We start from the raw sequence: 17,910 nt of genomic DNA, 5'->3' as shown, positions 1-17,910 counted from the left end.
CGTCCGACTCTGCTTCAGTCTTTGAAGTGGCTTTGATCGGTGCCAAATGGAGTGTTCAGCAGGTCCTTCATATTTAGATTACCGTTTCTGATGTTCAGTCGAACATAGCCGCTTGCATCCTCGGAATAAATTTCAGGAAAACTTTCCAGGGCTTTGGATTGAATATCCCGATCGAAAAAGGAAAGACCTTTGAAGTAATGATGCCCGTTTCTTTCGATGCTTTCGTTGCCCAGACAGGCTTGTACGACCAAATCCTGGTGGTTCGCTATGGGACCAATATTTCCCAAATCCTCTCCGCTCATTAAATAGCGTTCGTATCCGGCCATACGGTTTCTCAAGTTGATGCTTGCCCGATTGAGGATTCCTTTAAAAACCCCTTTGCAATTTTTGTGGCTCGTCCCCCGGTAGCCAAGTTCCAGGGCTCGAGGCATCGTATCAAGGGTTGCATCTGATTCATCAATGATGATGGGAGGCGCATCTTCCCAGGAGTGCAATGCTTGTCCAATTTCATCAGTCAATGCTATGTCCCGGTGAAACGGTTGTTCAATAAAAAGTAGGTGATCGAAGAAGGCCTTCATTCGATCGGAGCTTTGGATCCCCTTCCAAAAGTCGGCGAGTGAATCCACATCTTTAAATTGTTCATTTCCGTCGAGGGAAAAAGCGAACTGCTCCAGTTTCATTTGAGTGAAGAGTGCTTCTATGGATTCCAGGCGTTGCATGTCCTGCTCAAGCTGGCCATTCACTTTGATTTTAAAATGGGTTACTCCATAAAACGCTATGCAGGCCTCCAGAGATTGGGGCAATCCATCGTGGATACGTTCTTCCTTTGAAATTTCATTCTCGAACAAAAAATCCACCATGCCGACTGTGTGTCTGACGATAATTGTTTTCAAAGGAGGAGGGAGCAGGTCCTTTACCTGGTAGCCCGCCAACTCCGGTCTCAGCTTATCCCAGTGTATGCCGAACTGATTTGCGTGCAGTAAGGTAGAAAAGTTTTCCTTCCGGAAACGGCAAAAAGCATCAATTAACGCTCGTTCAATCAGGGACGTCCCGAAATGCGCGAGCAAAGGCGGGATCAGGTTCTCAGTCGCCCAAACCGCCTGTTGTTGATAGAGCTGGTACCAAAATGAAAAAACGCTTTCGTCTGCTATTGTTCGGGCATGCTGACTGGCTTTTTCGATAACCATCAGCATGTCATCGATCTCTTCAATGGGATCCTTTTCAGGGTCTTTGGTAAACCACTTGGGCGGCAAATGATCGGCGGAGATTCCTCGAACACGTTGCCCCGAAAAACTTGCCTCAATCCGAATAAAAAGGTGAGGAAGATGAGTCAGGGTGACTATCCCGTATTTGAAGGGCATACGGGTCGATAGGTCGTGTCGTTCTACATCGACCGAATGAATGCGGATTTCCATCCTGTTCAAACTCTAGTGGAATCGAAGGCGTATCAAGATGTTTAAAAGGATCGAAAAATCTTTTAAAAAATTTGGTCTCTGCTCTTCGAGCAACGGTACCCGGCGCGGGGCTTGTCTTGGAGGAGGGGTAGCGACTGACGAAAATGAAATCACAATCTGCATTGGAAATGCTATCGCATAGAAAACCGAAAGCCTTTATAAGCTTATCCATACTCGGGATTATTGAGTCCCAATTTCCTTTAACCGCTATTTTTACTATGACCTGGATCGACATTGCAGTTCTCATTCTCTACTTCGGCGCCATGGTTGGAATCGGCATCTGGGCGATGCGGCGAATCAAAAATCAGGAGGATTATTTCATGGGCGGACGCGGTTTCGGAAAGCTGCTCCAAACCTTTGCCGCGTTCGGTGCTGGCACTGGTGCTCATGAGCCGGTTACGGTCGGACGGACGGGTTGGACGAGCGGATTGAGCGGTGTGTGGTCTGCGCTGATGTGGTTGTTCGTAACGCCGATTTATTGGATCACGGGCGTCTGGTACCGGAGAATGCGCCACTTGACCTTGGGCGATTGGTTCGTCGAGCGCTACGAGTCAAAAGCGATGGGAGCTGCTTACACGGTCTTCGCCATTATTTTCTACATGACCTACCTTTCGACCATGTTCTCCGCAATCGCCAAGTTTGCGGTCCCGTTGCTCGGCGTCGAATCTTTGTTTGGTGTCGATCTTCAATATACCATAATACCTGTGATTGCCGTCGTAGTAATCATCTACGGCGTGCTCGGTGGCCTAACCGCTGCTTATTGGACGGACCTTATCCAGGGAATTTTTATTATCATACTTTCGGTTCTGCTGATTCCATTCGGGCTTTGGGCGTTGGTCAAAGAATTTGGTGACCCTCAGACGATGGGTTTGTTGGACGGATTCACCATCATGCACGAGCGTGTCTCAAGCGATTACTTCAGTCTCTTCTCTGGACCAAGCGCTGGCGAATTTCCTATCCAATACATCATTTCGCTGACCTTGCTGGCGTTGATCGGTATCGTGGTTCAGCCCCACTTTATCGCAACGGGGGGTGGCTCGGCAAAGAGTGAAGACGCAGCGCGGATTGGCCTGGTCACTGGAAATTTCCTCAAGCGCCTCTGCACTATTGGGTGGGCTATTACAGCGTTGATAGCATTGGCACTGTTGGCGGGAAACGCAGAAATCGCCGCCGACCCGGATCGGGTGTGGGGCGTTGCGGCTCGAGAGATTCTCGGTCCTCTCAACATGGGTCTGGTTGGGCTTATGTTAGCCTGTTTGTTGGCTGCCATGATGAGCTCGGCCGACGCCTATATGATCGTTACCTCCGGCCTGGTTTCACGCAACGTATTCGCGGCCTACATCAATCCCAAGGCATCGGAAAGAACTTACCTTTTTGTTGCCCGGATTACCGGCTTGGTGATCATCGTGGGTGCATCCATCTTCGCATTGACCATGGCCGATGTGTTCGGGCAGTTCAAGCTGGCACTCGAGCTTCCGATCCTCTTTGCCGCCCCGTTCTGGATTGGAATGTTTTGGCGACGAGCCAATCGGGTATCTGTCTGGATTACCATCGGATTTTCGTTCGTTCTTTTTCTGATCTTACCTGGCGTAATACCCTACGTTCCTGGAATAAAGACGAATCCAGACTTCACCATTACAACAAACATTGTGACCACGACTTTCACACGCGAAGCGACACCGGCAGATGTGGCGCAGCGTGAAGCCTGGGAAGCCAACCATGTTGGTCATGAGCCCCCAGTCGCTGTTGCCGGGTTGCCCATCGAAATAACCATCCGATCGGGTGGCCAATCAATTTTCTGGCAGGGTGGAGTGAACCCCCAGAGCCAGCAATCCCTGAAGACGATCTCGAAAGGGGAAGAAAACGGAAAGCAAATTCTTGTCCAACAAAACGACTCCCCAATGATCGGCACTGGCGACTTCCGCATCGACTTCCTTTTCTACCAATGGCTTGGATTCGATCTGGCTAATGCCTCAAAGGCGACCATTGAAACGCTACGCCTGCCGACCCGGCTGGTTCTGCCATTTCTTGTGCTTATCATCGCCAGTTTTTTCACTCCTCGAAACACGAAGGAGGCGCTTGATCGTTACTACGTAAAAATGAAAACGGAGGTCGACCCTGACCACCATTTGGACAGGCAAAATCTCGAAAAATCGTACCAGAATCCCGACCGGTTCAATGATCGTCTCCTTTTCCCCGGTACAGAATTTGAGTTCGTTAAACCGCGCCCGAAAGACTACATCGGTTTTCTTGCCTCTGTTGCCGTTTGCTTCGTAATGGTTGGAATCCTTCTCTGGTTGGCCAGCATCGGTGCCTGATTATTTGCTTTTTCTTTCTTACCTGCTGCTTCCGATGTATAAACAGCGGGAACAAAGACCAACGACCGTCTTCCTTCTGGTCCGTTAATAATTGGTTCTCTGTCCTTTCTTGATACGTGCGACAAAGCAGTCGTTAGTATTCATTTGGATATTCATGGATTAGCCGAGTGCACGATTTGGCCGTTCAGATAAGTCCGCGTGACTGTTATCTCTTTTATTTCGTCAACCGGACAAGTCAGAATATCACGGTCGAGAATGACAAAATCAGCCAGCTTTCCCGCCTCAAGGGAGCCGGTACGTTCCTCCTGGAAAAGTAGGAAAGCATTATTCATGGTGTAGAAACGAATCGCCTCCATGCGGGTCAGCGCCTGTTCGGGATGAAGTTTGCCTTCATAGTCGCGCGCCTTGCGTGTAATCGCAACCCACATGCCAAGAAACGGATTGTAGGGATTCACCGATCGAAACGATCCGATCTTTTGCATATGGTCGCTGCCTCCACCGACCATGACGCCTGCATCGAATAGGCTTCTCAACGGTTGGAAGTAGGCCATTCGATCGTAACCAAATTGTGTGGAGAGCGTGCGCGTATCCAGATAAAGCCACGCCGGTTGGATATCGGCCGATATTCCTAAACGAGCCATGCGGTCGACCGCTTCCTGACTCATGAAATTGCTGTGAGTGATGTTGGGCCGGGTTGCACGAATCGGCGTTTCCTTGGCAACCGTTTCGTAGGCGTCAATCAACGCATGGACGGCGCCGTCTCCTACGCTGTGAGCAGTGAATTGCAGACCATTCTCCACGCAAGTCCGTACTGCAGGGATAAGCTTTTCGTCGGTCATAAAGCGGATTCCACGGTATAGGGGATCGTCGATACCATAAATTTGACTGACACCCCACGGTTCCCGCAAGTAAGCGCTTCCGGTTAACATACCACCGTCCAGAAACATTTTTACCCCGACCGTTTTCAGCATGGAATCGCCATCCTTGAAAAGTGGTTCCTGCGCGATTTGTTTTATTTCTCCTTCGATGTCTTCAATCGATCCTGTGTACCCAACATGCCGTGACATAGAAACGCGCACGGTTAAATCGCCTTGATCTCTCATCTTCTTGTATAATGCCATGGAGTCTTTTGATGTGCTCCGGTCAGCAATACTTGTAATTCCCACCGAATTGTAATCCGCAATCAACAGACGAAACCGGTCATAACGGTCCTGGTCGGTCGGAGTTCTGCCTGTCGAAGGAATATCAATTATGCTGCCCCAGCCTCGAATAATCCCGGTCGGTTCACCCGTACCTGGTTGTTTCTCGATCTTACTTCCGGGAGGTGCCTCAAAGTCTTTGTCGATTTCAAAATGCTCAAGTGCCAGCGAATTCATCGATGCATCCGGGCCGGTGCGAAATATTACCGGATTGTGTGGCGCTGCCAGATCAAGTTCTGCACGTGTGGGATAACGTTGCTCATTTAACCGCGTGATAAAAATCTGCTCCAAAACGATCCACCCTTTATCTGCAACTGTCCCAGCCTGGAGTCTGACGTAATCCAGGACATCCTGAATTGTGTGCATCTCTGGCAATTCATGATCGAATTCGAACATACTCGCGCTGGTCGGGTGTGTGTGGGAGTCGATCAATCCCGGCAACACTGCTTTGCCCTCAAGATCGATCACCTCGGTAGCAGAATCTTTAAGGGCCAATACCTCAACGTTGCTGCCAACTCGCAGAATCTTGTCGCCTCGAATTGCCATCGCCTCGGCGAGAGTATCATCAGCGTTAACTAAAACTACCTTCCCGTTATAAACAATGAGGTCGGCTTTTTGTGAATTTGAAGAACAGCCCGAGAAAAAAATCAGGATGAGCGGTGTTGTCAGGAGTGACAAAGTTATTAACCAAGGTCGTAGTTTCATATTAAACGTCTCGTTGCAGATGGCAAATTTCATGGGCGTATTTAAATTGATAGCGTTCATTAGCTGAGTGCGTTGGGCCCCACTGCCCCAAACCGCATTGAATAATAGTGCGTCTCCACAATGGCGCGATCTCCACTTTCTTTGGCTCGCTTCCAGACTCCGGCCATCATGCTCTCAACGCGGTCCTTGTGCTCGGGTTGAGCAGCCAGGTTGTCCATCTCCGTCGGATCATTTTTGAGATTATACAACTCATCAAAATCAAAACCGTTGAAGACAAACTTCCAGTCACCTTCCCACAATACACGCTGACACAATGGAAAGCGAGTGCCGTGGTACTCGCCGTAGGCAGAATTAAATGCCTCTTCCTTTTCCGTAGGCTTTCGCAAGACACTGGCGAAAGATCGAAAGTCCAAATTCTCAATGACCTGTGCCCCGGCCATCTCCAATATGGTAGGACATAAATCAGCTAGGCTAACGAGCGCTCCGGAGTCGAACCCAGCAGCGATACCTGGTCCGGCTATGATCATCGGCACACGGTAAATTTCTTCGAAAGCGCCAAAGTTGTGCGCGTCAAAACCGTGACTACCTACATAACGTCCGTGATCCGCCGTTGCGATAACTACGGTATTCTCTGCCTGACCCGTGTTCGTCACCCAATCCAGCAGTCTACCCAATTGGGCGTCGACTTCTGTAATCCTTCCGTAGTAACAGGTCAGCGCCATGCGCCACTCATCGTCACTCACTTCCTTGCTGATTGCCCCTTCGCGTTTGTAGAGGTTGGGCTTTCCTGAATAGTCGTCATGTAGATTCTCCGGAAGGAGGGTCGCATCCACGTCGTACTTCTCAAAGGTCTCGCGGCTCACTACCAGCGCTTCGTTTGGTTCGGAAAAGCTCACACACGCGCACCAGGGGTTGCCATCACTTGCGTCGTATTTATCGGAAAGAAAATTCAGTGCCTCATCGACAGTCCGGTGCGCAAAGCGTTTTTCAGGTGGCACGTCAGTAACGCCGTAGTGAAGCACTCGATTATAACCGGCAACCGGTCCTTCAATCCAGCGGGACAGTTCGGGATCCACCGGCAAGCCGCCGTCGTCACCAACTCCCATAAATTTCACATGCTCATCGCTCTTGACCCGGTTCACTTGCCAGCCGAAATCCTCCAGCCGGTTTGTTCGTTCTACGTGCCATTTGCCAAAGTAAGCTGTCGAGTAACCGCTCTCAATCAAGCGCTGCGCAAAATGCAGTTTGTCTGTACGTAATAGACACTGATCCGCGTCCCGACCGTGCTCAACCTCCAGCACTCCGTGATTGTGAGGAAGGAGTCCCGTCATCAAACTGGCCCTCGATGGCGAACAGGTCGGTGTCGAACAATAGGCTCGCCCGAATCGAACCCCGCGGCTCGCCAGTCGATCAAAGTTAGGTGTCAAACATGCGCTGCCTGCTGTCACTGTCGACGACTGCATACCATCGGCAATAAAAAGTATTACATTTGGCCGCTTATTCATGTTCAACGCTGTTTCTTTCACCCAAAAAATGTTAATTTGCCACCCATAGCCAAACGCCGCCGATAATGCCTACCACCATCAGCCACGCGATGAAAAAACCGCTCATCGAACGCCAGGTTGGCCGCGGAATCTCAAAACTACTATGTGGAAAAAATACGTTACGGTCCCCGGGCTTCGCGTCCTCGGGCAGGTGGCAAGGCTCGGTAAGGATTTCGTTAGGCGATACAGGCGTGCGCAGCAGATTATAAAACCGTTCCAGTTTTTCCGCTGCCACCGGTTTGGAAAACAGGCTCACGATAATCCCTGCAGCAAAGCCGGCTGAAATATAAGCCAGCATCTGCCAAGGCAACCAGAGCGTCCGCACCGTCATACCGTTTTGTATGCTTTCTCTGATAAACCCGCTTTCGACCGCCCAGTTAAAGCCGCCCAGCCAATGTCCGAACCACCCTTGACTCGTAATCGTCCAGACCAGCAGCGCGGACAACGTAGCCGCCCAGGCTCCAGCCACCGTCGTTCTTCTCCAGAACACGCCCAGCCAGAAGGCCATTGCCATCATGGCATCTACTTTCCACATCTGCTCGAGCATTTTAACAACACCTTCGGCGGTGTATGCCAAAAGGACGCCGCCGGCTACTACGATCAGAGCTGAAACACGGGCCACCCAAAGGTAATGGGTCTGAGATTTCTCCGGCTTCCAGTGTTGATAAATGTTTCGTGTAAACAATCCGGAGGCGGCGATCATAAACGAGTCGCACGATCCCATAACCGTTGCCAGCAAAGCCGCGATAAACACTCCCAGCATTCCAATCGGCAAAAACTCACGTGCCATCATTCCGTAGACCTGATCCGGATGCCCGACATCCCCTTTATAATAAACAATCGCAGCCAACCCGGTCAGGCACCACGCCACCGTGCAAAACCGTTTGATCATGTTGCCCCCCATGAACCCAACGGCTCCTTCAATCTCCGATTTCCCGGCGGCGCAAGTTCCCATGTTGTGTGGTTGCACGACCACGCCAAGCAGACTGTTTGTCGCGATCACCAGGATGAAAAATACGCCGATTTCGCCCGGTGCTACCAATGAGAGCATGTCGTCCCGGCCCGTTACTTCCGGCAGCGCAGTTCTCAGACCGGACAAGCCGCCTACTGCATTGAGCACCACAGGCAACAAAATGAACGAAAACAAAATCGTTAAAAGACCTTGCACAAAATCCGTTACGATCGCTGCGCTCAAGCCTCCCGCCAAGCCGTAGGTTACGAACATCACTGTCATGATCAGAATCATCCAATCCTCCGGCAGCTCGCCGCCGGAACTTGCTTCGATAATCACTCCCGAGCCTTTCAGCATCATGCCGATCACCATCATGAATTTCGTTAAGCCGACCAGCACGAACAACACCGAAACAGACTGGTCATACCGCGCTTCAAACACATCCGCCGTAGTCATCGCTCGGAAGCGGCGCATCATCGGCGCAATCAGCCAGTAAAACGGAGTGGCGAACAACCACATCCATTGATACCAGATGCCCGACAATCCACTAGTGAAAGTCTTTGATGCCACGCTCACCGCCTGATCCGAATGAGTGCCGGTGCCGAAGCTGTGCATCATCATCATGAGTTTGCCGAACTTCCTGGGCATCACAAATTCCGATAGTGATTTAACTCCCTTGGCTGACCATATTCCGAGGGAAGTGATGCCCAGGAAATAAAGCGCAATTGCTGCGATATCCACGATGTGAAGACCAAACATAATTTATAACCGTTGAGATTTATCGAAAAAGTTCATCGATCGCCAAGAAGGTTGTTATTAAAGAAAAATGTGGGACGGATGCTAACCCAAAATTCAGAAATCGAATCGTCACTGAATTTATTGCGCGTTTGGCGGAATGTAGCTTGCCAGAAGCTGTGCTGACTTTAATCTAAATCGGTCTGGTGGATTGAAGAAAAGTTTTGTCCAACGCAAAGGATCGTGCCCGCTTTCTGGGCGGGTGGAGAGCAGTGGAAGGTGCGCTACGCCTCTCCTATTTTGGGCACTCTTCATTACCATACCCAGTGCAGTGATACGGGAGACAAAGGACTACACGGGGTCGAAGGGCAGGTCGAAATCACACCCCTTTAGGGAGAAATCAAACTGTACCTCCATGGACCCATCTAGGTGGGGCCTAATCAGCGGCACTGCGAGGACGCAGTCGCCCAACCTATTTCGGGTGCAGGGAAAATTACACCCAGCAAAAGGGATGATGAGAGGTTGAGATTGTGTACATTCTAATCTGTCCTGTAAGGTTCACTTTTATATGAGAAGTTTAATCATTCTAGCTACCCTGCTATTTCTTTTTTTATCCATTCAAGCCAAGCCATTGAACGTATTGTTCATTGCCATCGACGATCTGAACGACTGGACCGGTGCCTATGGAGGACACCCTCAGGCTAAGACTCCAAACATGGATCAGCTCGCGGAGCGCGGAACGCTTTTCACCAACGCCCATTGCCAGGCACCAATTTGTAATCCGGCCCGGGTCAGCATGATCTCGGGGCTACTTCCTTCGAACACCGGGATCTATTTTCTGCAACCCGGATTGAGAGGGGCTTCCGAAAATGGCGATGCGGAAACGATGTTTCAGTATTTCAAACAACAGGGCTATTACCTCACAACCCGGGGGAAGATCTTTCATGGGCAATCTCTGCAAGAAGAGAAAAATTCCTTTGACGAAATCGTGTCCGCCACCTTGCCCGTGCCCAGGCCGAAAAAGCAATTGAGCTCGAACACAAATAGAGCCTGGGACTGGGGACCCTGGTTTGATAAAGATGAGGACACGCAGGATTTTCAGACCGCGCTTTGGGGAGCCAATCGATTGAAAGAGCTGGCGGATGAAGATCAGCCTTTCTTTATGGCCATCGGTTTTTCCAATCCGCACGTCCCGCTTTATGTGCCACAGAAATGGTTCGATCTCTATCCTCCTGAAACGCTTGAAATGCCGGAGGTCCTGGCTACTGATCGTGACCAGCTTTCCGAGTATGCCAAAGAACTGACCTGGGGTCACGTCGCACCCAAGCATGACTGGGTTGTGGGAGCCAATGAATGGAAACCACTGGTGCAGTCGTACCTGGCCTGTATTTCTTTTGTCGACCATTGCGTGGGCACAGTGCTGGACGGCCTGGAGCAAAGTGGAGCGCGGGACAACACTCTCATTGTGCTCTGGAGTGATCACGGCTTTCACCTGGGTGAAAAAATGCACTGGGCCAAGCGAACGCTTTGGGAGGAATCAACCCGCGTCCCCATGATGATCGCCGGGCCGGGCCTGCTCACGGACCAAGCGTTATCCAGGCCAGTGGGTCTCATCGACATCTATCCCACCCTGGTGGATCTCTGTTCGCTTCCGGCAAAAGAAGGTCTGGATGGAGTCAGCTTGAGGCCCTTACTAACCAGACCCAATGCTGTCTGGGAGCGTCCAGCCATAACCACGTTTGGACCCAATAACCACAGTATCCGCTCAGAACATTGGCGTTACATTCGCTATGACGATGGCTCGGAGGAATTGTACGATCATCGCAACGACCAGCGCGAACGCGTGAACCTTGCGGCCCGCCCGGAACATCGTGCTCTTATCCGGGACCTCGGCCGATGGATCCCCAAACACAACGCCGCCATACCTCCCGGTAGTAGTGGATCGGGTACGCCACTCTATGCGGAATTCGAAAAAGGTTCGAACCGATGAGGTCCGGAGACCGGGATGAATCGTAATTTCCCGAAGCCAACGGCTGTATATGTATGCCGCGTTGCAATTTATTCAACCCATTCACTGAACCGACATCGACACTGTTGATCGAAGGTAGTCGGATCCAGGGTTTGATCTTGACCGCGACTTCGTCAAATCGCCCCCGTTACCCGCCGGCAATTCATGACAGTATATCTCGAATCACATGACCATGAACATTGGTCAAACGGCGCTCGATTCCATTGTGATAGAAAGTAAGTTTCTCGTGATCCAGACCGAGGAGATGGAGGATGGTCGCGTGAAAGTCGTGAGGGGTGCAGATATTTTCTGTGGCTTTGAAACCGAATTCGTCGGTAGCGCCATAGGAAACGCCTGGCTTCACCCCTGCGCCAGCCATCCAACACGTGAAACCGTAAGGATTGTGGTCGCGCCCGTAGGTACCCATTTGGAACATTGGCATACGTCCGAACTCAGTCGCAAAGACGACCAAGGTGTCTTGCAGGAGACCCCGTTGCTTCAGGTCCTTGAGCAGTCCTGCAACCGGTTGATCGAGGATCTCTCCGTGCACGTCATACTGATCCTTGAGCTCACTATGACCATCCCAATTCAGTTCTCCCCCTGACGCATAGGCACCGTTGAAAAGTTGAACGAAGCGAACGCCGCGTTCGATTAGGCGACGAGCGAGAATGCAGTTATTGGCGAAGTCGGCTTTGAGTTGATTGGAACTGTCCGCTCCGTAGAGCTTTCGGATGTATTCTGGCTCAGACTTAAGATCCACCGCTTCGGGAACGGATAGCTGCATGCGGGCAGCCAGTTCGTAGCTGGATATCCGGGCAGCCAATTCTGAGTCACCGGGGTAGTTAAGTGCGTTTTGCTCGTCAAGAAAGCCAATGGCCTTCCGCGTCGCTTCGTCCGAGGCAGAGCTGATTGTGGTTGGCCGATTGAGATAACGAATCGGTTTTGTGCTGCTGAAGGGCGTACCCTGAAAGGCCGGAGGAAGAAAACCACTGGCCCAGTTATTGGGACCGGACTGTGGATTTCCACGAGGATCCTCAATGGCCACAAAAGCTGGCAGGTCCTGATTTTCAGTACCTAGCGCAAAGTTCACCCAGGCTCCCATGCTTGGGAACCCGTCAAAGGTGAAACCCGTGTTCATGAGATTTTCCGCAGGGCCGTGGGTGTTCGATGTATTTGTCAGAGAGTGAATGAAACACAACTCGTCGGCCATATCGCCGATATGCGGAACAAGATCGGAAACCATCTTGCCCGACTGACCACGGGGGCGAAATTTCCAAAGCGGCTGAGTAAGGTTTCCATTCGGCCCCTGGAAGGATACGAGTTTTTCGTTACCTGGCAGGGGCTTACCGTGGTGGCGAATAAGCTCAGGCTTGAAATCGAAAGTATCGATATGGCTCAGCGCACCGGAGCAAAAGACGACAATCACGTTCTTCGCCTTGGGCTTGAAATGCGGATTGCGGGAGGCGAAGGGCTGTGTTGGGTCTATGATCGGCGAAGCCGCACGGGCGCGCTCTTCAGCCAACAAAGTCGTGAGAGCGATACCGGCAAGGCCTTGGACGGCGCCGGATAGAAATTTTCGGCGATCAAGAAGAGGTCGGGCTTGTTTGGTAAAGTGTTTCATTGAAGAAAAGCAAATTCACTGGTGTTGAAAATGGCACGGCAAACCTGCTCGAGACCATGATCTTCAGCCAAGGCAATCAGCTGCTGACGTTCGTTGAGTGAAGGAGGTCGGGAAAGGGCTAGTGAAAATGCTCGATCTATTTGAGCGTCAAGGTTGTCGCCAACTTCCTGATAAAGGCGCTCGGCAAAGTACGCAGCTTGACGATTAACAAATGGGCTATTAAGCAACCCAAGTGATTGCACGGGCGTGATGGAGCGAGTGCGGTTTGGTTTCATTTGTCCGGCCTCGGGACAATCGAAGGCTCCGAAAATATCGACCGATATCATGCGAACCTTGTGGGCGTATATCATACGCCGCCAACCACTCTCATCGAAGGTTTCCTTCGGCAGGTAGTCCGAGAGTCCGCCGCGTTGATTGAAAAAATCGAATCCTTGCCCACCCATCTCAAAATTCAATTTTCCGCTCACACTCAGGATCGAGTCACGCAGAGCTTCGGCTTCCAAACGCCGTGGCGGAAACCGCCACAACAGTCGCGAGTCAGCGTCCACCGACAGGGCCTCCGTCTGCGGTGAACTGGATTGCCGAAACGTCTTCGAACTAAGAATAAGCCGGTGGAGTTTTTTGAGCGACCAACCCTCGGCGACAAAGGTTCCCGCAAGCCAGTCGAGAAGCGCTGGATGAGAAGGCGCCGCCCCCATGTACCCGAAATCTGAAGACGTTTCGACAAGACCGGTACCGAAGTGGTGTTGCCAGACACGATTAACCAGGACCCGCGCTGTAAGCGGGTGATTGGGTTGGGTCAGATGGTTCGCCAGTGCAAGGCGACGTTCGGCTTCGGGCACATCCGCGGCGATAGCAAGTTCTCCAAGAACTTTGGGAATGTCGGGGAGAACCTCGTTCAGTCGTTGCATGGAATCCCCACGCCGAAGCAGGTAGGTGGCTTCCGGATTCTCGGTGAAGCTTGCCGCGTATACCCGGGGACCAGCCGATAGACGGGCTAGCTCTCTTTCCGCAGAGCGAAGAGCCGCCGTTTTTCTGACAATCAGTTGCGTTTCCTCCTGATCGAGTGACTCAAAATGGACTGCATCAGCCTTGCGCGTGTCGTCGCTTCTGAGAAGACGGTCTCGCGTGTGTGCGACCTCGTGCCATTTATCCGAATCGGGAGGAAGCACTTCAATGACGTAGGCCGCAGGTATGCTACTCCCGCGATGCCAAATAATCCGGTCGATCGTGGCGGATTCAGCAAAATCTACACGGATCCAAGCCGGACCGGTTTCCTTCGAAACCCAGGGAAAGGCCTGACGCTTGTCAATCGAGCCGTCGACCAAATTGTCGAAGTGGCGCGATTGATTAGCCAATGCAAAACTGGAAGCCGATGGTTGAGCACCCTTCTCAGCCAGGGCGACATTGGTGGATTCGATGTTTCCTTCCTTCGTTGACCAAACTTCGAATTCATAAAGCGAAGCCTCCTTTCCATTACCTGTTGCCTCTATCCGCATACGAATGGCCTGAGCTCTAACAGGTAGAATGGAATCCGTGTGGACGTCCTCTATCGCTTTGCGCAAGCCATATTTCTTACGCAACGCTTCAAGTTCCACTTGGGTCGTTTCCAATTGTTCTCTTGCTCTGGGAATATCGGAGGTCCAAGCATCATTTTCTGGTCCACGATGGCGTCGCTCACCGTAGGCGAGTCCGGCGAAGATCGCCTGCATCGAATAGTAATCACTTTGCAGGATGGGATCAAATTTGTGATCGTGGCACCGAGCGCAACCGATGGTGACTCCCAGAAAAGCCTGACCAACAGTACGGACCACTTCGTCTAGCTCGTCCTGCCTGGCGCCCCGCATGGCGGCCTCGTCCCGACCGACTTGGGGAGGAAGATTTGCCGGACCGGCAACCAGGAAACCCAGCGCAGCGTCTTCGCCCACCGTGTCACCGGCGAGCTGTTCAAAAATGAAACGATCATAGGGCAGGTCTCCGTTGAGGGATTCAATCACCCAGTCTCGGTAAGGCCATGCATTGGGTCGCTGGATATTGGTTTCGAAACCCACGGTTTCCGCCCAACGAATGACATCCAACCAGTGCTGCGCCCAGCGCTCACCATAGCGGGGTGATGCCAGCAAGCTATCAATCAGTTTTTCATAAGCACGTGGATCAGGATCGTTTATAAATGTCTCCACTTCCTCCGGAGTCGGCGGCAAGCCGGTCAGGTCCAATGTCACTCGCCGAATCACCGTGCGCCTGCCTGACTCAGGATTCATCACCAATCCTTCTTCCCTGAGCTCCGCTTCGATAAATGCATCAATCGAATCAAGCTCAGTTTCGGAAACCGGTTGAAATGACCACCAGTTTTCATCCGCCTTCGATGCTTCTTTGAGAACCAGGCCTTCGGGCCACTCCGCTCCTGCATCGATCCAGGCAGCCAGCTTCTTCGTTTCCTCTTCGGTCAATGCGTCTCCCTCCTCTGGCATTTCAGGCGCTTCCCCTTCGTCCAGAGGCAAGGTAATCCAATAGAGCATGCTGTCAGCCGCGTTTCCTGGAACCACGTACTCCTCACTGGCCGCCTGAATTTCTTCGAGGGTAGCCATGGAAAAATCGCCCTTCAGCTGGTTCGGGTTGTGACATCCCAGGCACTTAGCTTCAAGAATCGGAGCGATGTCTTGCTCGAAGCTGACTCCGGCAGTTTGATTGGGATCGCTGGCGCCCTCTGCCGCGAACAGACTTTGCCCTACTATAAAGGCAGCAAAAATCAGTCGGCGGGGTATCCTCATAATTTTAATAATGCTCCGATACAATTAAGAGAACATCAAGGCGCAAGGAACGCGCCCGCATAAAAGCTTTAAAGCGCATCCACCATTTCCTGGAATCGCTTGAACGACGTTTGATGATGATCCGCAGCCGCTTTCTGGAGGCCCCAGGTATGCAAGATTACCGGTCCTTTATATCCGATTGATTTCAGGGCTTCCAGCAACTGAGACGAATCGTAATCGCCCTGGGTCAAAGGCTGGATACCGCGTTTCCATCCTTCCGCCTCATTCACCGCATCTATGTCGGCGCCGTTGATCGAAGGCAGTCGAAGCCAGGGCTTGATATTTGCCGCCACTTCATTGAGCCGGTGTCCATTGCCAGCCTTGATTTCATGACAGAGATGGAGCGAAATGAAAAGGTTGTCGCTATCTACTGCTTCAACAAACGGTATGGCATCCTCCGCTGATTCGATGAGGCAGACGTTGCGGGGATCGCCGCCGGACCAATGTGGATAGATAACCAGCTCGACCCCTCCCGCTTTGGTGCGTTCTGCCAACGAGCGCAGGAAGTCTAAGGCCTGCTTGCCTTCGACTTTTTGCCCGCCCCGTACTCGCAGGATAACCCACAGCTTTGCGTCCGATTTCTTAAGGGCCTTAATTACATTATCAAGGTACGCATTTTGCGCAGCGATGTCCTTTTCGAAAGCAATGACGACATAGCCTGCGTATACCTCAAATGCGTCATCGCCGACTACCGATTGATACCGCTCCAGCGTCTTAAGTTCTTTTGGATTCGTTAAATTCAGAACCAATCCACCATAGCCAATCGATTTCAATTCGCTAATCTGACTGGCTGCGTCCTCGCCCAGTCGGGCGAAGTCGAAATTGAAGACCCCGAGGGGATAGGTATCCTGACTCGACTTATCTGCCGCTAAACAGGTAAATGTGAATACAAAAAGCGTGAATGCGGTTAAGGAGATTTTTTTCATTACAAATTCAGAAAAAGAGCCTTCGATTAATGTTTGTAAAATTCCTCGATCGCCGAAGCGGTTGCTTTCCCGAGCATGAGGTAGCCCTCGGAGCTGTAGTGGACGCCATCATCTCCAATGGGCAACTTGCCGGGATAGAAAGTCGTCACGTGGGAGAGCTCCCGACCTAGCCTGTTCTGGGCTGAAATAACGGTGGAAAGGTAGCGCTGTTTTTTGACTACCGGCGTTTCATTTTCGAGTAAGCCATTGGCATCAACGTAGGCCAAAACCGCATCGAGTGCGTCCCCGGATCCTGCAGCCTCAATTTGCGGATTGCCAATGGATGCCTTTACAGAAATCAGCGAAGTAATCAACAGGACGAACAGTCGCCAGTCGTTTTTGTATATAGCTATATTTTTCATTCTATTGTGGACTCGCTTATAGTTACTCCAGATGATCGCCGATGCCATTTCCGTTCTTGTCTGCAACACCGGAGAGAGGATGTTCCACTACCGCCTTCCAGGCGATTTCGCGGAAGATTTTGTCGAGGTCGGAGCTCATGAAGCTTGGGGTCTTGTCGAACTTGATGGGAGCTGAAATGAGTTCAGGGGATTTGCCGTAAAGCGTGGCGTAGAAGACATAGCCCTCCAGGCGATCGAAGCCGGGGCCCAAGTGGCCGCGTTGGTCTGCCCAGATAGAATGTTCTTTTCCGCCAATCACTTTATACAGGCCTTCGACGCCCGGAAGTTCGCCCCGGATGAACCGCTTGGCCGCCTCTGTCATAGCGGCGTGTGTCGGGAATATATAGACTTCCTTGGTTGTTTCGCGCAGCGTTTTCACAAGGCCTGCAAAGGCAGTGTTCGCGTGGGCGCTGAGCTGATCGTAGACTTCGTCGGTGAAGAACGCTTCAGATTCCGGGTTTGCTTTGAGGTTGAAGACCATCTGGACCTGTCCGAGCGCGGGCCAGGCGTCGATGAGAAAATACTTCATGCCGGGGTTGTATTGTTCGCAGAAATCGATCCAGCTCGTGTAGAATTTCGGACGATCACCGCTGTAGGGGCCCCAGATCATCGCCTCCCATTCCGCGTTGGAAATTGCGGCCAGGAGCTTGGGCAGGGGCTTACCGTCAAATTCGAAAATGCCGTTTTCCTGCTCCCACTTGTAGCTCACGCTGCCCGTGCGCCCGCCGCCATTGTGCAAGGAAAGGGGCTGCTCGAAACCAGCGGCACGGGTGATGGCGGGCAAGGTTCTATAGCCGGGCGCGGTAAAGCTGTGGCCCGTCCCCACGATGCGCAGGATGCCGTCGGCTTGCTTGGGAAAGGACAGAGCGTCGCTCGCTTCCGCATAAGTGCGCCCCGCCTCGCCGCGCTTATAAATGGCCATAATCTCTTCAGGCGTTTTGTAACTTACCGCGTTCGGCGGAAATTCATCCTTCTCCCATCCAGGATCGAATACCGGCTGCATTTGCGCGGCTGCCGCCCGTTGTGCATTCGAGAAGGGTGCGGCCGCCACCAGGACGAGGGCCACAAAGAGATAAATGGGGAACTGTTTATTCATGGTTGTTGATACGAAATCCAATGGGTTCTTATTACTGAGAAGGAAGGGGCAAGTCCAAAACATTAACATCAAAAGGACTCCTAGATGGAGCTAAAAAAGTCT

Annotated in this window: 12 protein-coding genes; 3 read left to right on the top strand and 9 right to left on the bottom strand. The window is 51.8% G+C overall.

The window, feature by feature from the left end; translation table 11 throughout:
* Nucleotides 1-14: 14 nt before the first annotated feature.
* A complete protein-coding gene (locus O3C43_02125) occupies nt 15-1,415 on the bottom strand; it encodes a hypothetical protein (protein ID MDA1065280.1) in 1,401 nt (466 codons plus the stop codon).
* A gap of 257 nt (nt 1,416-1,672) precedes the next feature.
* On the opposite strand from O3C43_02125, the gene O3C43_02120 reads away from it, so the two are divergent.
* Nucleotides 1,673-3,772: a sodium:solute symporter family protein gene (locus tag O3C43_02120; GenBank protein MDA1065279.1), complete on the top strand. Its 2,100-nt coding sequence runs from the start codon at nt 1,673-1,675 to the stop codon at nt 3,770-3,772.
* A 152-nt stretch (nt 3,773-3,924) separates the two neighbouring features.
* Here O3C43_02120 and O3C43_02115 read toward each other — a convergent pair whose 3' ends face one another.
* From O3C43_02115 to O3C43_02105, 3 genes are read right to left on the bottom strand one after another with little or no spacing between them, the layout of a single operon-like run.
* Nucleotides 3,925-5,736: an amidohydrolase gene (locus tag O3C43_02115; protein ID MDA1065278.1), complete on the bottom strand. Its 1,812-nt coding sequence runs from the start codon at nt 5,734-5,736 to the stop codon at nt 3,925-3,927.
* Entirely contained in the window at nt 5,736-7,202 is a 1,467-nt protein-coding gene (locus O3C43_02110; GenBank protein ID MDA1065277.1) for a sulfatase-like hydrolase/transferase, read from the bottom strand. The genes O3C43_02115 and O3C43_02110 overlap by 1 nt, the downstream gene beginning before the upstream one ends.
* Nucleotides 7,203-7,212: 10 nt before the next feature.
* Entirely contained in the window at nt 7,213-8,931 is a 1,719-nt protein-coding gene (locus tag O3C43_02105) for a sodium:solute symporter family protein (GenBank protein ID MDA1065276.1), read from the bottom strand.
* Between the two features lie 219 nt (nt 8,932-9,150).
* Here O3C43_02105 and O3C43_02100 point away from each other — a divergent pair, with 219 nt between their 5' ends.
* The gene (locus tag O3C43_02100; protein MDA1065275.1) at nt 9,151-9,300 is read left to right on the top strand and encodes a hypothetical protein; all 150 of its coding nucleotides are present in this window, start codon (nt 9,151-9,153) and stop codon (nt 9,298-9,300) included.
* Nucleotides 9,301-9,475: 175 nt separating this feature from the next.
* The gene (locus tag O3C43_02095; GenBank protein ID MDA1065274.1) at nt 9,476-10,897 is read left to right on the top strand and encodes a sulfatase; all 1,422 of its coding nucleotides are present in this window, start codon (nt 9,476-9,478) and stop codon (nt 10,895-10,897) included.
* 181 nt (nt 10,898-11,078) lie between these two features.
* Here the strand turns inward: O3C43_02095 and O3C43_02090 are convergent, their stop codons facing one another.
* The 5 genes from O3C43_02090 to O3C43_02070 all read right to left on the bottom strand — a co-directional run bounded on the left by O3C43_02090 (nt 11,079) and on the right by O3C43_02070 (nt 17,808).
* A complete protein-coding gene (locus O3C43_02090) occupies nt 11,079-12,536 on the bottom strand; it encodes a DUF1501 domain-containing protein (GenBank protein ID MDA1065273.1) in 1,458 nt (485 codons plus the stop codon).
* Nucleotides 12,533-15,307, bottom strand: coding sequence for a PSD1 and planctomycete cytochrome C domain-containing protein (locus O3C43_02085; GenBank protein MDA1065272.1), 2,775 nt, complete (start codon nt 15,305-15,307; stop codon nt 12,533-12,535). Before O3C43_02085 ends, O3C43_02090 begins: the two co-directional genes overlap by 4 nt.
* A gap of 68 nt (nt 15,308-15,375) precedes the next feature.
* Nucleotides 15,376-16,272 (bottom strand): TIM barrel protein, encoded by an 897-nt coding sequence (locus O3C43_02080; GenBank protein MDA1065271.1) that lies wholly within the window; start codon nt 16,270-16,272, stop codon nt 15,376-15,378.
* Between the two features lie 26 nt (nt 16,273-16,298).
* Nucleotides 16,299-16,673: a hypothetical protein gene (locus O3C43_02075; GenBank protein MDA1065270.1), complete on the bottom strand. Its 375-nt coding sequence runs from the start codon at nt 16,671-16,673 to the stop codon at nt 16,299-16,301.
* Nucleotides 16,674-16,695: 22 nt separating this feature from the next.
* Complete coding sequence (locus O3C43_02070; GenBank protein MDA1065269.1) at nt 16,696-17,808, bottom strand: hypothetical protein; 1,113 nt, start codon at nt 17,806-17,808, stop codon at nt 16,696-16,698.
* Between the last annotated feature and the right edge of the window lie 102 nt (nt 17,809-17,910).

This window comes from Verrucomicrobiota bacterium (genome assembly GCA_027622555.1).
GTDB lineage: Bacteria > Verrucomicrobiota > Verrucomicrobiia > Opitutales > UBA2995 > UBA2995.
This window is presented reverse-complemented; position numbering and strand designations above follow the sequence as displayed.

Excerpts from the sequence above, each read along its gene's own strand:
- O3C43_02095 (MDA1065274.1), top strand. The coding sequence starts at position 9,476 with ATGAGAAGTTTAATCATTCTAGCTACCCTGCTATTTCTTTTTTTATCC.
- O3C43_02090 (MDA1065273.1), bottom strand. The coding sequence starts at position 12,536 with ATGAAACACTTTACCAAACAAGCCCGACCTCTTCTTGATCGCCGAAAA.
- O3C43_02115 (MDA1065278.1), bottom strand. The coding sequence starts at position 5,736 with ATGAACGCTATCAATTTAAATACGCCCATGAAATTTGCCATCTGCAAC.
- O3C43_02070 (MDA1065269.1), bottom strand. The coding sequence starts at position 17,808 with ATGAATAAACAGTTCCCCATTTATCTCTTTGTGGCCCTCGTCCTGGTG.
- O3C43_02075 (MDA1065270.1), bottom strand. The coding sequence starts at position 16,673 with ATGAAAAATATAGCTATATACAAAAACGACTGGCGACTGTTCGTCCTG.
- O3C43_02085 (MDA1065272.1), bottom strand. The coding sequence starts at position 15,307 with ATGAGGATACCCCGCCGACTGATTTTTGCTGCCTTTATAGTAGGGCAA.
- O3C43_02125 (MDA1065280.1), bottom strand. The coding sequence starts at position 1,415 with ATGGAAATCCGCATTCATTCGGTCGATGTAGAACGACACGACCTATCG.
- O3C43_02120 (MDA1065279.1), top strand. The coding sequence starts at position 1,673 with ATGACCTGGATCGACATTGCAGTTCTCATTCTCTACTTCGGCGCCATG.
- O3C43_02105 (MDA1065276.1), bottom strand. The coding sequence starts at position 8,931 with ATGTTTGGTCTTCACATCGTGGATATCGCAGCAATTGCGCTTTATTTC.
- O3C43_02080 (MDA1065271.1), bottom strand. The coding sequence starts at position 16,272 with ATGAAAAAAATCTCCTTAACCGCATTCACGCTTTTTGTATTCACATTT.